Below are 14261 nucleotides of genomic sequence, written 5' to 3'. Positions count from 1 at the left end.
AACTCTGGATAACAGGCTTTAACCTCGATTGCAATTTCTTTTTTTGGCAACTGGAACTCTCTCATCAGAGGGTCCAGTTGCTTGTGCTGGTTGGTTGTCAAAATAGCCGATCGCCCGGGGTCGTCTATTGACCAACTGTACAATGCTAACGTTCGATGGTCATCAAATCCACAATGGAGCAACCTTGGTTTCAATCGCTAGTCTGGATGGATTACCGACTAGCTGTCTTATTTACAGTAATCCTGCCGCTGATTCTACTCATCTGGTCTTTGACTCAGAATGTTGATTCAATTCAGCGGTTATTAATGATTTATTGGCGAGTTTCGAGCTTACTTGCCATTACGGTCTATCTGATGATTGGTGCTCTCCCTCTGAGCTTTGTTTCCGCGTTCGTAGCTCGCTTTTTGATTCCGCTTTCTCTGTGGTTTTGGGTGGATCTGAATGAAGATGTGGACGATCGCCCCCAGTCTCCGTTAAAGCTGGCTTTTACCTCCTGGCGTTGGGCGATTTCCATTTATATGGCAGTCGGCACTTTAATTCAAATTCCCTTTTTAGGCTGTGCTTTCTCTAGTCAATCTGCACTCCTGAATAACTCTTCATGTCGAGTTTGGCTCGACCCCCCCTGGGGTTTTAAAGAAATTTTACATCCCAATGCCGACGCCGGTTTATTAGGATTTTGGGGAGTGGTAGGTTTAGTGATTTATGTGGTTTGTTTTGCTTACTTTGTCCTAATTCGTCTGGGTAAGCAAGGGCGATCGGCAACGGGACAATAATACTGTTTTTGCTCTTCTTTACCTCCGTTGAGGTGAAGTGGCGATCGCCTGCTAATCTAGTTAGCTCAATTGAGGAGCGATCGCCCCTTCAACTCACCCCAGATAATTCTGAAATCCCCACTGATGTTAAACTCGACTGAAACTTGAACGATGGCAATCACTCCCTCTATGGGCCAACGTCTCGAAAAATATACTCAAAAACGTCCCCAGGAAGTCTTACTCGTGACGGCAGAAATTGATCAAGAACTGGATGAAATTACCATTTTTAAGGGATTTTCCAGTTCTTTAACCCGTCCCACGGCTTTCGACCCCGATGTGCCAATCTTACCGGACTCGGGTAAAATTATTAAAATTGATCGCATTAAAAGCCCTCTGAATCCAGAAAAACCCGACTATATTGAGCAAGGACTGACTTGGGAGACGATTCAGCCTTTACTCGACCGTGTTGGAGTTTAATTTAGGGTATAAAAAAGGTGAAGGGTGAAGCAGTCAGTCATTACTGTTGCCGCCTTCACCCCAATCGATTTTGATTGAATTAGTTAAACCATTAAACCGTTAAACCATGCCGCCTGCGGCTTGGACCCGAGCTCTGGCTCGTTTAAGGGCTTGTTTGGCCTGAATTTGCTCTTGACGGCTACCCGTGGTCGAGCTATTCAGACGGGTTTCTGCTTCGGAATAGGCTTTTTTAGCTTCTTCTAAGTTAATTTTGTCGCCCTGTTCAGCACCGTTAACGAGGATAGTGACTTCGTTTTGCTCCACTTCAGCAAAACCACCCATCAGGGCGATCGCCACCCACTCTTTATCGGCACGAACCCGCATTACACCCACATCGAGGGCAGTTAGCAAAGGAGCGTGTTCGCTGAGAATACCCAGTTGCCCTGTGGTACTTGGCAGAATCACTTCCTCAGCCTGAGAATCCCAGACCGTTTTATCTGGGGAAATCACGCGAACTGTTAATGTCATATTCCAGTTTTCAATTGTCAAGATTTACTCGCGAATTGACCCGAGCTAATGGTTAATAGCGTCTAACGGTTATTAACCACTAGCAAGAGTGCCCGTTGGAGCAATTAGCCTTTCATTTTTTCGGCTTTGGCGATCGCTTCGTTAATATCGCCCACCAAATAGAAAGCTTGTTCCGGCAGGTCATCCAGTTTTCCTGACAGAATCATCTGGAATCCTTTGATAGTGTCTTCCAGTTTCACATATTTACCGGGAGATCCGGTGAACACCTCTGCCACAAAGAACGGTTGCGACAAGAAACGCTCCATCTTCCGAGCCCGCGCCACAGTCAAGCGGTCATCTTCAGACAATTCATCTAAACCGAGAATGGCGATGATGTCTTGCAGTTCTTTATAGCGCTGCAAGGTGGCTTGCACGGCACGAGCGGTATCGTAGTGTTCTGCACCCACAACGCTGGGTTGCAGCATGGTGGAGGTAGAATCCAACGGATCCACAGCCGGGTAAATCCCTTTGGATGCCAAGCCCCGAGATAACACGGTGGTAGCATCTAAGTGAGCAAAGGTGGTTGCCGGTGCAGGGTCAGTTAAGTCATCCGCAGGGACGTAAACCGCCTGAATCGAGGTGATGGAACCTTCCGTGGTGGAGGTAATCCGCTCTTGGAGTTCACCCATCTCGGTGGCCAAGGTGGGCTGATATCCCACAGCAGAGGGCATCCGGCCTAGCAGTGCGGACACTTCCGAACCAGCTTGCACGAAGCGGAAGATGTTATCGATGAACAACAGCACGTCTTGCTTGTTAACGTCACGGAAATATTCCGCCATCGTCAGGGCAGAGAGACCGACACGCATCCGGGCACCCGGTGGCTCGTTCATCTGACCATATACCAGGGCCACTTTCGATTCGGGGAGGTTATCGATATTAATAACCTTGGATTCGATAAATTCGTTGTAAAGGTCATTTCCTTCACGGGTGCGCTCACCCACCCCACCAAAGACGGATACGCCGCCGTGGGCTTTGGCGATGTTGTTGATCAACTCTTGGATGATCACGGTTTTGCCGACTCCGGCTCCACCAAACAGACCGACTTTTCCACCCCGACGATAGGGGGCGAGTAAGTCGATCACTTTGATGCCCGTTTCTTGAATCGAAGGTTTGGTTTCGAGTTCGGTGAAAGCGGGGGCCGAACGGTGAATGGATAAAGTTTGCTCGGCATTGACTGGCCCTTTGTTGTCTACGGGTTCGCCAATAACGTTAAAAATTCGGCCTAGGGTGCAGGTTCCCACGGGAACGCTGATTGCTTTGCCGGTGTCCACGACTTCCATGCCGCGCACTAATCCGTCGGTTCCGCTCATAGCAACGGCACGAACTTGGTTGTCACCAAGTAACTGTTGCACTTCGCAAGTGACGGAAACTTCTTGTCCGGCGTCGTTTTGGCCCGTAATTTTCAGCGCGTTGTAGATCTGTGGCATATTCCCGGCGGGAAATTTTGCATCTATAACGGGACCGATAATTTGGGTGATGTGTCCTACGTTGGTTTTTTCTGCGGTGGCTACCATGCTTGGGTCTTTCTCGATAATTCTAGCTAAAGGGATCCGCTCTGAACGCTCTGAGTTAGCGTTATTTTTGCCATCCTCAAGGGTATCACTAATTGGGATCGCCTGACACTTCTATTTTTGGTGATATTTTTGGCGAATTAAAGTCACTTTTTTAGTCGGAGTAAGGAGCAAGGGGCGGGGCATATTTCGGGGGGTCGCACTCAATTATTGCAAATTGTTAATTAGAAATATAAGAAGTCAATAAATAGGTTAAATAGAGAAAATCTGAGGTTAGATTTTGAGCATCTAGATATTGCTGTGGGGGATGATAGTTTTTTGGGAACAGTGATTTGGAATGTGAGCGGATGGGAAGGAGTGCGATCGCCCTGAACTGAAACCCTCAGCCGAATGGCCCCTGAATACTTTGGGCACCCTGATAGCCGGAACAATCCGTAGTGGATTTAACCGTTAACCGTCAAGTCAATTTTATGGAGTATGTGAGTCCCGGGAACGGGATGAGGATTGGCGACCCTTGCGGAGGATGAGACCCCCCACAACTAAAGAGGCGATCGCTAAACCGGGTTCCGGAACTTTCTCCGAGTCCCGGTGCAGGGGTAGAGCGGTGCCCAAAGACTCTCCCTTCAAGAAAACAACGGAATCTAAGTAGTTATCACCGACATCGGTGATATTAATCCTCAGAGTATTTCTCGCATTTTGCAGAAGCTGTCCCTCAAAGGTCAGGGTTCGGGTATAGCCATCCAATTTAGTCGGGATGCTAGATCCCACCGGATTGTTGAGATAGTCGGGGTGAAAAGGCCCCTTAGGATTAGGCACTAGATTTTTAATAGTGACCTCTTGACCATCACTCAGTTTGGCTAGATTGGTTCCGTTAAGTAACAACTCAAAGGAATCATTGAAGCCAGTCCCTCCAAATTCTACAAATTCCTCAGAACCAAACACATATTGAAAGAACAACTTACTGGCACTCTGGTCAGCATTAAAGCTAATTTCCAGAGAAACTGAGTCAGAGGTGTTGTTATCAGCCTTTAACTCGCTACTCAGGTCAGTGATAGAAGGATACTCGGGGATAGTTCCCCCATCTAGAGTATTTTTTCCGGGTATTTCAATCACTTCACCCGTACTGAGGACGATGCCTGACCCTAAGCCAAAGGGGTCATTTTCAAATAGACCCATTGCTTTTGCATTGCCGTTGATCGTCATTGAAACCTGACTCAATCCATAGCTGGTTCCAAGCAGTGCGTTCAGCAAAGTTTGGGTATTGTTAGTCGGGGTAATAGTAAACGCTATAGCCGATGGGCTAACAAGAGTGATAGCAGCGGCTGATGTCAGTGCTGCTCCAATTGTAAAGTTTCTGTAAAGATTCATACTCGGATTGGGAGAAGAGATTACTCACGTTTGGGTTAATTTTAGTTTACCTCAAACTCAATAGATCTACTGAAAATTTAACAAGGGAGACAGGTTAGCTGGGTTGGTCAAGTTATCATTGGCGCTAATGTCAGGGTAACCCGATTCTAAGCCTCCAGTGTTAGGGATGTGGCCGCTGGGAAAAGGGGTTAACCGGGCGGATTTTTGAGGGTGATACTCGACGGAACAAGACCGAAATGCGGTAAAACAGGCAAGTTAATCGCGATCCCTAGCACTGCCGCGATAGTGGGACGAAATGGGTTCTTCGATGTACTGATGAGAAGATGACGGGTGATCCAGTTGGGGTTGATGCCAATTGGACCAGCAGAGTTTGATGTTGGGTTCATCTACCCCCAAACCCATCAGGAGCCAGGTAGATAGTAAAAGTGGAAGCATCAGATAGTATGTGTGGCAACTCACAGAAACCTGGGATACCTGTTGACACACCCTTGGTGGATTGAGATTGAGAATTAAAGCGGGGATGGATTGTTTCCCATATTGATCCTAACTCAAACTGTCCCCTCTTGAGGGATTTCAGTTCAAACCCTACAGTGAGAAGGCTCTGAGGGAGTTTCCTTTTAATGGAAAAAAAAAATAGGTCTGGAAAAATTTACGTTTCTTCATATTTCCGAAAAAACACGGAGTCGCCTGTCCGGGTTTTTTGGTCGTAACTTTACAGAAAAAATATAATACCAACATCAAAACTTTATAAAAGGAGGTGACCGGGCCTCTCTGAGTCGCCCTGGCGGTAGTTTAATGTCCCTCTATTTTCATCAAAAGGGTGATGTACAGTCTTCACGGAATGCTGAAAAAATCCGGGGAATACGAGAAATAAAAAGGGGACTATTTAGGGATTTGTTTGAGTAATTTTCTCGGAATTAAATAGGATGACCGTAAAGGAAAAAGAAGGGGTTAGATAAACAAGGCCCACCTATGCTGTGGCCATTTTGTAAAACCTTTTGGTAGGTAGATTGGCGATGAGACTCTCAATTAAATAGAACTGATACGGAATCTGGTTTTTAAAGGTCTATAAAAACCCACAGCCTCAAGGGTGGGGGTCCACTGAGGTAGAGGGGCCTGCGGCTTCGGTGAAGGGTAGGCTGCCGCCGCGCACTACAAGAGAAAACTGACTTTTGGCAATTGGATTGGGTATGAGGCGAATTTTGATTGAGTTTTAGCTCTAAATATAGGGGGTAGAGAGGAAGTGGACAATTCTTTTGTTTGTAGGAGTATCTTGCTCCCTACGGTTATCAGGGAGCAAGATGCTCCTAGGGATTAATTCTGGGAATGATTTAGACTGCCTATACCTGGGTGATTTATGAGTCCAGCGGAGGGGATATTATACGCTCAAGGGAGGGGTGAGGCTGAAATAAAATGGGGTTACATCCCGAGTCGGAGACTAAATGGGCTTTTGGGGAGGATGTTAAAACAAACCGATAGAGGGAGTCTTACAGGAATTAGACCCTTGGGCTGATAGGGAGCAAGATGCTTGCCCTTGGTGCATTGTATTGTCAGACTGCTGGAAGAGGGGCTATATAAACCGCATTTGGGATGAGACGGTGTGGGTAAAGACTGTCATCAGAAGCTAAGGGGATGGGAAAGAGATAGAGAATAATGAATGATGGGGGTAGGGATTAAAAAAAAGCAGGTCTCTAGAAGGAGGCCAACGGGGAGGCGGAGGCGATCGCCACGCTGAATTAGGGGGGAGAGGGTTGGATTAGGATGGGGGAGATTCGGGAGATTCGGGAGATTCGGGAGATTCGGGAGATTTGGGGGATGGGGGGGGTTCGGGAGATAGAAGAGATTCAGGAGATGGAAGGGGTGGGGTAAAGGAGAGGGATGGATTTTCCTCTTTGACTCGGCGGATGGGGAGATTAGCAATTAAGGCTGTGGCACGCTGGTTGTTTTCCAGAGAAATATCCAACCCTTCGAGGTCGAGTTCGACGTAGCGAGAGACTACCTGGAGTATTTCTTTGCGCATGGCTTCTACGGTATCGGGGTCGAGGTCAGCGCGATCGTGAGCCAGCACCAGTTTCAGACGACGCTTGACTTCCTCACGACTATTTTCGTCGCCAGTTCGAGGGAAAAGTCTTTCGATAAGTTCGCTAATCATGGTGCTTGGGGTGTGGTAGAGCCTGACATTATCTTACCCGAAAAAACGTTTCCGCAGACGACTAAAAAAGTTCTCTTGAGGAACGCGCATATCGAGAAACTCAACCTTTTCACCTTCTAAGCGACGAGCAATGTTGTCGAAGGCAACTCCAGCTACGGAGGGGTGATCAGCTAATACTAAGGGTTCGCCGCGATTGGTGGAAACAATGACTCGTTCATCGTCGGGAATGACGCCGAGGAGGTTAACGGCGAGAATTTCCTGAACGTCCTCGACGGACATCATATCATTAGCTTCGACCATTGCGGGTTTGATGCGGTTGACAATGAGGTTAATTTTTTTGACCCCATTGGCTTCGAGCAAGCCTACAACGCGGTCGGCGTCTCGAACGGCGGCGATTTCGGGGGTGGTGACGATGATGGCTTCGGTGGCGGCGGCGATCGCATTTTGAAAGCCCATCTCAATCCCAGCGGGAGAGTCGATCACAATGTAGTCATACTTTCCGACTAATTGAGCGACGATTTGCTTCATTTGATCGGCGGTGACTACATCTTTCATGCGGTTTTGGGCGGCAGGTAACAATGAGAGTTTGGGCTGCCGTTTATCTTTGACTAATGCCTGCTCTAACCGACATTGACCGGAGAGGACCTCGACGGCAGTGTAGACGATCCGGTTTTCCAATCCCAGAAGCAAGTCTAAATTTCGCAGGCCGAAATCGGCATCCACTACAGCAACATTGCGGCCCCGTTTTGCGAGAGCCATACCTAGATTCGCGGTGGTGGTGGTTTTGCCCACTCCCCCTTTACCGGACGTGATGACTATAATGCGACTCATGTAATGAAGACGACTCTACAACTAACTGCTATTGGATCGGTTGGTGTGTCTGACTCTCCGGGTTAAAGAAGAGAGGCAAAGCGACGGACCTTTTGGAAGGCTTTCACGATCGAACGAGCCGATTTAATTTAGCACGATCGCGCAACCCTTGGTTGATTGGAATGCGATCTCTTTAGGATTTTAGTTCCAACTGGGCTTTAGAAAAATCAGCAGCTTTGGCTATTCGGATTCCTTCGGGAGAGACGTAGGCGACTTCGGGATAAAATTCCGGGAGGGGTTCGGGCGATCGCGCTACCCAGTCGGCGATCCGAATTTGGGTGGGTTCCATTTGGAGTGCCATGACGATACATTGCTCGTTACCGTTGGCACCGGCTTGCGCGAGTCCACGCAAGCGTCCCCAAACCAGAATATCGCCATCAGCAATGATGGATCCGCCGGGGTTGACATCGCCGACGAGGATGACGTTACCGGGATGACGAATTTCAACGCCCGATCGCAAGGTGGTTTCCAGATACAGGGGGTCGGCGAGGGCTTGAACGGTGGCGACGGGGTTGGGATTAAAGGGGGTAACGGTGGTGCGTTGTTCGACGGAGTATCCGGCGGTGACGGCGGCAACGGCGGTTTGACGGCGAGAGGTTTCGATCCGTTCGAGTCTTAGTTTAGATTCGCCTAGTGCTTCGGCGATCGCCTGAAGTTGTCTGCCATCTAATAAGCGGTCCTGGGCGATTAAATGCACCGAGGTGTCTGGTTGCCAAAAGCGCCCTCCTGCATTCAGCCGATGCCGAATTTGTTGCAAAATTTCGGTCCAAGTCGCATGGGTTGTGGTATTGGCGTCGTTACTGCTACTTTCGTTGGGCAATAGGAGTAACAGGGTGCCGTCCTCTTGGGTTTTAAATCTAACTTGTGCATTGGGGGCGATCGCCTTGTACTCAGAAATCGCTGCACTTTCTGTACTTTCTGTCCCTTTCGGTTCTACCTGTTCGGAAACGGTGGATTCGGCAGGGGTTTCTTTGGATTCTACCTGTTCAGACAGGATGGACTGGTCCGCGTTGGCGGAAATATCCCCCTCGGAAACGGTGGATTCGGTGGATTCGGTTGATTCGATAGAAGAGAGTGACGTATCAGAACTCATGCCAAATATTGCCTATTGCCATCCCGTGAATGGGATTGTACTTTCGATCCGCATGGATTTTAACATATTTAACGGGACTTAATGGGTGTGGTTTGGGTTCGGGGTTGGCTTTCTTTTGTGAGCGATCGCCACGGATTGGGGTCACCCTAAGCAATGGGTCCTGTGGCAGTCGCTTGGGTGGAAGTTCTAAATCATTCCTGAAAAGTGCATGATATGTACCAAGGAATCGAGATTGACCACAATATCTTCATAGAGGGGATGATTGTAATACCGTCTTGGGATTGATGTGTGAGTTTTATACTCTTCTAAGCTTTCTCCGATTAAATAAGAATAGCCTAAGCCGATAATATTACTGACCAACCAATAGTTGACGGACACCATATCTGGGGAGAAAATTTCTATGAGTTGAGTTCCCGGCTTACAAAAGAGGGTATTGGTTAATCCCGCTCCATGAGGGGCGATAATGGCTTTAGCATTGGCAAATAAGGCGACTTGTTCCAGAAATGAGAGGGATTCTAGGACAATGGGAACGAAACCGTAGGGGGATAACCGGGCGATCGTTTCTTCTTCATTAAGGATGCGGCGATAACTGGCATGGCGACGACTGATATAGATGCGCTCTGGGGTCTGTAGTCCCTGGGCTACTGCTTTGTCTAAAAAGGATTCTCGCAGAAACTGACAAGTCCAGGGAGACATTAATCCTACGTCTCCTGGTAAGGATGGAACGACTAAGTGTGGGGTTTGGATATGGGGAAAGTGAGAATTTTCGATAATTTTGTGAATCGGAATTCCGAGTAAATCCAAGGTTTCTCGCTGGAATGGCAAATGACGACTATTGACGACAAAATAATCGATTTCTGGTAATTTAATATCGGCTAACTGTAATAACTTTAATCGGGGCAATAAATCCGCCATCCAATGATAGTAAGTGTTGCCTCCTCGAACGGATAAAAAGGCGGTGGTTCCCTCTAGGGGAGTGGCTGGGGGTAATTTTTGGGAAATGGCGAGGGTTGAGGCGCTGCCTTGACAGAGTTCGTCGATGAAGCGACCCTGGGAGTTAATCGCCGCAGTGGAGTAGGAATCCCCCCAAGCGCGTCCGGAAGGAATCCAGGTGACGAAGGTTTCGGGATTGTGATAAACCTGCCAATTAAAAGAGGAATGAAGGCTGCTATCAGGGTTTTTGGGTGGCAAGAGCTTGACTGAGCTTTTGAGATTTATTTCTATATATTTACTATGGCGGTAAGTGGTAAATTTAGAGGAAATATCCTCATGGGAAATAGAGGGTATAAAATATTTTAAAAGCGAGTCTGTTATAATATGAATTGCGCAGCAAAAAGCCTCGTCTATTCGCTCTAGACGAATTAAGGCTTGTCCTAAATTACGATAAGCCGATTCAAAATAAGGGTGAATCATTAATGTCTGGAGATATGCAATAATTGCATCATTTAGCAGTTCTTGTTCCAAAAAAATATTGCCTAGGTTAAAATAGGCTAAATGTAAGTGCGGCTCCAAAGTAATGGCTTTTTGATATAAGGCCACGGCTTTGTCTAACTCCCCTTTTTTTCGCCACATCACACCCAGATTTAAGTAAGATTTTGGATGGTTTGGTGTAATTTTTAAGGCTTGATTATAACATATTATTGCTTCATTTATCTGGTTATTTTCAGCAAATTCACTGCCTAAATCCAGGAAAAAATCTGCTGAAATTAAATCGGGTTGGAGTTCTAGGACTTTCAGATAGCATCGCAGAGAAGATGACAGTTTGCCTTGCGATCGCCAAATTTGTCCTAACCCTTGGTAGCTGAGGGCAAAATCCGGCTGGAGTTTGATGCTTTCCTGAAAAAGTGATCTAGCTTGGTGGGAATTCCCTTCCTGGAGATGCCTTTGTGCTTGTTGATAGAGAGAAGCAGCTTGTTGTCCTGATGGAGTTGTAGAAATTGCCTTAATTCGATTCATAGGGATGAAAAAGTAGCAGAGGGGAAAAAATTCATAGCATTAATTGCCGGGAATTTCACTCCCCGGCAGTTATTAGTCTGGGAACTTTTATCGTTATTTCCCGCTAAGAAGCATGAGTGAGTCGCTGATAAACCGTCACCAATCCATCGGCATCCCCCACATTACCCGGAAATAAAACTACGGGCAAATTCGGAAATAGAGGATGATTTTCCGGAGTTTGAACCATCGAACAACCGGCAATAATTTGACCGAGGAGACGGGCGCTAGTTAAGGCTAATCCCGTACTTAAAACATCATTGGAGGTAATTCCTCCCTTGCTAATTAAAAATCCGATATCTTTGGGCAAACCGCGCACGACATCCATTAACAAGGCAGAAACGGCGACGCCAAATTCTAAGCGGGTTTGAACATCGGGAAAAGCAAGTTCTTGGCGACTGGTATAAACTACGGGAGTGTTTCCTGCTTGGTGCGCTTGCTGGACTTTATCCAGAATGGTTTGTAATAATTTTTCCCGTTGGGTGGGTGAGTCTTCAAGTAAATGAGAAACATCAATTTCAATGCCGGTTACGGAGGTTTCTAAGAGTAACCGTTCTAATTGTTGGGTGGTTTTTTTGACGTGAGAACCGACAATAATTGCACCGGGTTTTGCTTCTCGCACAAATTGACCCATCTCGATCGCCGGAACAGGTTGGGGTCCTAGATTCGCCAGGGAAGTGAGAAGACTGGCTGCACTCCGAAATAGGAAGCGTTTCCCTTGACTCGCTGCGGCGATCGCCTCAGTAGCAAAAGAGTCCAAATCCCCTTGATTTTCTGCATCCACGGCACAACAACGGTTACCCGATAATTGCATTAACCGTTCTTGAAGAGAAGGGTTTGTACTTGTCTGGTTTGGTGAACGCAAATCCGGAAGTAAAAAACAGTCAACTTCTGTGGCGGGAATTCGTCCTTTTGTTTTTTCTGCCACATAATCGGGAAGATAACTATATTGATATCCAAACACGGAATCTTTAGCAAATTCGGTTTCATGAACCGGAGTTTCTACCCCATCAATGATTAGATAATGGGTACTATTTTTGGTAATGCGTCCCCCTTCAAAAAAGGCGGGGACGAGGAAATGTGCGTCAAAGGGACCAAGTTCTTCGGCGATCGCATCGGTTTCGATGGGATAATGTCCCCGTAGGGTGGAGTCGGAACGACTGACAACCAGGAAATCTGAGATATTTTCTGCCGCTAGTGCTTGTTTGAGGTTCTGGCAGACAACGCGAGTGGTGGCATCGGCTTGATCAGGCGTCAGCGATCGCGTATTAGTGAGAACGAAGAAAATGGGGACTTCCTCGCGCAACCCCAGGCGCAAGGTTTCCACATCCCACTGAGTCAGCAACAGGCAACTATGTACGGTTTGGGAACCCGTGGGATCGTCATCGAGAACGATAATTTTCGGTTGAGTGTTCATGGTTACTTTTGACGCGGTTGTTCCCATTTTCTCATCTTCGGGGAACTGGCGATCGCGATTCAACTCCATCTGGAGGCAATTTGGGGAGAAAGTAGGAGAGCCCCTCCAACGCGATCGACCCAAAAGCACCCCAAACCCACGGGTTTTAGATGGCGAGTCTCTGGGATATGTATTTAAAAACTGTTAATAATGATGCCGTCTATCTTGCAGTTTTCTGAGTTCTCCTTGGGTGTTTAAGGCAATTTGCAAGGCTTCATTGAGCAATCGTCCCCGTTCACTGGCTTTATCGCTAACTTGCAAAGCTTCGATCGCGTTTAAATTATTGGCAAACAGTTCGGGATTGCGTTCTATAAAGTTGCGATTTTCCCTTAAAATGCGTTCCGTTCTTAAGGCGCGAATTAAATCCTGGCGGGTGAGTTTCAATGCATCAATGATATCATCTCGGTTGCTCAGTCGCACTCCTGGATTTCCCACATCTTCCAGGGAGTCATTTAGTTCGATCGCCTTTATTAAATCATTATAGTTTTCGACATCATCCAGAAGCCCCAGAAGAGAATCCCCCTTACGGGTGTTATTTTTCAACCACATAAACCGGGTGGCGATAGCTACGAGACAGGTGGTACTCGCTAGGGTTCCCAAAACAAGCCAGGATGGGGCATTATTAAAAGCTAAATCAATGGGAACTCCTCTAATTTCCCAGGCAATCCAATCTCCCAGAGCTAATATGGCTACAAATAAAATAATCGTTAAACAACTAATGACTAACGTCTCTTTATATAAAAAATTTGACCTTCTGTTAGGATTTTCCATCGTCGAAGGTCGAATTAACTCCTCTACGGACACCCCGCTGAGGCGTCGGAGTTCTCCTTTGCTAATTTCTAAGCCTTGTAAATCTCGTCGCACGGTTTGATGCTCCTATGGATAGAATTGCCACTTTTTCATCCCAGTCAGGGCCATTAGTTCCGAGTACCCTTGGACTTGTCGCTATCTTAACAAACTCAGGGAGTGGGTTTCCCTAGCGGATGTCAGATGGTTTTAGGTGGAGTCTGGACTTTGAGAAGAAGGGGATGGGGGTCTCGGGGATAATTTGCCGATTTCCTCATTCGCACTGAGAGCAATTTGCAAGGCTTCATTGAGCAGGCGTCCATGTTCGCTGGCTTTATCGGCGACTTGCAAGGCAGCTAAAGCCGTCAAGTTGTTGGCAAAGATTTCAGGATTTCGAGCGATGAAAGTTTTATGTTTTCGGAGGATTCGTTCGGTTCTTAAGGCGCGAATTAAATCTTCTTTGGTTAATTGGAGGGCTTCTATAACTTGTTCCCGATCGCGTAAATGAACGTCGGGATTTCCCACTTCTTCGAGGCGATCGTTGATATCAATGACGCGGATTATATCATTAAATCGCTCCACTTCATGCAACAATCCCGGGAGAGATTGGCCGACGTGTTTTTTCACCCAGAAAAACTGGACTAGCTTTGTGAGAAATAACCCCACAACCAATTGGGTACTCAGGAACAACCACTCGAAAGGAAAGGTGAGATTTAAACTTGCGATCGCCAGGGGATAGGTTAAGCCGACTGCAAAGGCGAACAGAAACGGTAAATACCGAATTAAACTCGGGGAATCCGGTCCGGGATCTAAACTGAGTAGGGTCGGCATAGAAAAGTGGTTAACCGCTTCAATATCTAAACCAGTCAATCGTTTGAGTTCAATTTTGGGGATGGGCAACTCTTTAAGGTCCGGTCGCACGGTAGAATCTCCCTATCTTGTAGATAGTTCAGGATCATGGATGCTCCATGAGGCGATCGCCTGTTTTATTCTGGCATAAACCGAGGGGTTTGAGCCGAGTTCCTTCGTTGAAGCACCCCTGAGAGTTACTCGCAATAACTAGGGTGAAGTTGCAATAATTTTTAACGGCGAGAAACAGACCCGCCGGAGCTTCCCATGCCTTCAAACTCCCGTCCCTGACTTGATATAAACCCTGAATAGTTTCTTCCGCCTCAATTTTCTCAGCAATTCTCATTTTGAAAATTTAACTGCTATTGGGGGGAATCTCTAGATCAAGGCCCTGGAGCATGAAGGTGAG

The 14261-nt window shown here is 47.1% G+C and carries 15 protein-coding genes; 3 read left to right on the top strand and 12 right to left on the bottom strand.

From position 1 onward, the window contains the following. Positions 1–155 precede the first annotated feature (155 nt). The 3 genes from NG792_RS18755 to NG792_RS18745 are packed head-to-tail and all read left to right on the top strand — an operon-like array spanning position 156 to position 1229. Positions 156–773, top strand: a complete 618-nt coding sequence (locus NG792_RS18755; protein WP_261236388.1) for a DUF3177 family protein — start codon at positions 156–158, stop codon at positions 771–773. 8 nt (positions 774–781) lie between these two features. Beyond that, positions 782–913 carry a hypothetical protein gene (locus tag NG792_RS18750; RefSeq protein ID WP_261199032.1) on the top strand — a complete coding sequence of 44 codons (132 nt, stop codon included), beginning with the start codon at positions 782–784 and terminating at the stop codon, positions 911–913. A 10-nt stretch (positions 914–923) separates the two neighbouring features. After that, positions 924–1229: a DUF7734 family protein gene (locus NG792_RS18745; RefSeq protein WP_261199033.1), complete on the top strand. Its 306-nt coding sequence runs from the start codon at positions 924–926 to the stop codon at positions 1227–1229. A 99-nt stretch (positions 1230–1328) separates the two neighbouring features. On the opposite strand, the gene atpC is transcribed toward NG792_RS18745, so the two are convergent. From atpC to NG792_RS18685, 12 genes are all read right to left on the bottom strand, one after another. Then, positions 1329–1736: an ATP synthase F1 subunit epsilon gene (gene atpC, locus NG792_RS18740; protein WP_261199129.1), complete on the bottom strand. Its 408-nt coding sequence runs from the start codon at positions 1734–1736 to the stop codon at positions 1329–1331. Positions 1737–1840: 104 nt separating this feature from the next. Beyond that, positions 1841–3289, bottom strand: coding sequence for a F0F1 ATP synthase subunit beta (atpD, locus tag NG792_RS18735; protein WP_261199034.1), 1449 nt, complete (start codon positions 3287–3289; stop codon positions 1841–1843). A gap of 465 nt (positions 3290–3754) precedes the next feature. After that, complete coding sequence (locus NG792_RS18730; protein WP_261236387.1) at positions 3755–4654, bottom strand: choice-of-anchor L domain-containing protein; 900 nt, start codon at positions 4652–4654, stop codon at positions 3755–3757. A 255-nt stretch (positions 4655–4909) separates the two neighbouring features. Then, on the bottom strand, positions 4910–5089 hold the full coding sequence (locus NG792_RS18725; RefSeq protein ID WP_261199036.1) for a hypothetical protein: 180 nt from the start codon (positions 5087–5089) through the stop codon (positions 4910–4912). Between the two features lie 1321 nt (positions 5090–6410). Further along, positions 6411–6806 (bottom strand): cell division topological specificity factor MinE, encoded by a 396-nt coding sequence (minE, locus tag NG792_RS18720; protein WP_261236386.1) that lies wholly within the window; start codon positions 6804–6806, stop codon positions 6411–6413. Between the two features lie 33 nt (positions 6807–6839). Continuing rightward, a complete protein-coding gene (gene minD / locus NG792_RS18715; RefSeq protein WP_261199038.1) occupies positions 6840–7637 on the bottom strand; it encodes a septum site-determining protein MinD in 798 nt (265 codons plus the stop codon). A gap of 172 nt (positions 7638–7809) precedes the next feature. Further along, complete coding sequence (minC, locus tag NG792_RS18710; RefSeq protein ID WP_261236385.1) at positions 7810–8769, bottom strand: septum site-determining protein MinC; 960 nt, start codon at positions 8767–8769, stop codon at positions 7810–7812. A gap of 186 nt (positions 8770–8955) precedes the next feature. After that, positions 8956–10725, bottom strand: coding sequence for a glycosyltransferase 61 family protein (locus NG792_RS18705; RefSeq protein WP_261236384.1), 1770 nt, complete (start codon positions 10723–10725; stop codon positions 8956–8958). Positions 10726–10828: 103 nt separating this feature from the next. Beyond that, positions 10829–12178, bottom strand: coding sequence for a four-carbon acid sugar kinase family protein (locus NG792_RS18700; protein WP_261236427.1), 1350 nt, complete (start codon positions 12176–12178; stop codon positions 10829–10831). Between the two features lie 183 nt (positions 12179–12361). After that, positions 12362–13081 (bottom strand): hypothetical protein, encoded by a 720-nt coding sequence (locus tag NG792_RS18695; protein ID WP_261236383.1) that lies wholly within the window; start codon positions 13079–13081, stop codon positions 12362–12364. A 132-nt stretch (positions 13082–13213) separates the two neighbouring features. Then, entirely contained in the window at positions 13214–13924 is a 711-nt protein-coding gene (locus NG792_RS18690; RefSeq protein ID WP_261236382.1) for a hypothetical protein, read from the bottom strand. Positions 13925–13958: 34 nt separating this feature from the next. Beyond that, positions 13959–14198, bottom strand: coding sequence for a hypothetical protein (locus NG792_RS18685; protein ID WP_261236381.1), 240 nt, complete (start codon positions 14196–14198; stop codon positions 13959–13961). Positions 14199–14261 lie beyond the last annotated feature (63 nt).

This window comes from Laspinema olomoucense D3b (assembly GCF_025370785.1).
Taxonomy (GTDB): Bacteria; Cyanobacteriota; Cyanobacteriia; order Cyanobacteriales; family Laspinemataceae; genus Laspinema; species Laspinema olomoucense.
This window is presented reverse-complemented; position numbering and strand designations above follow the sequence as displayed.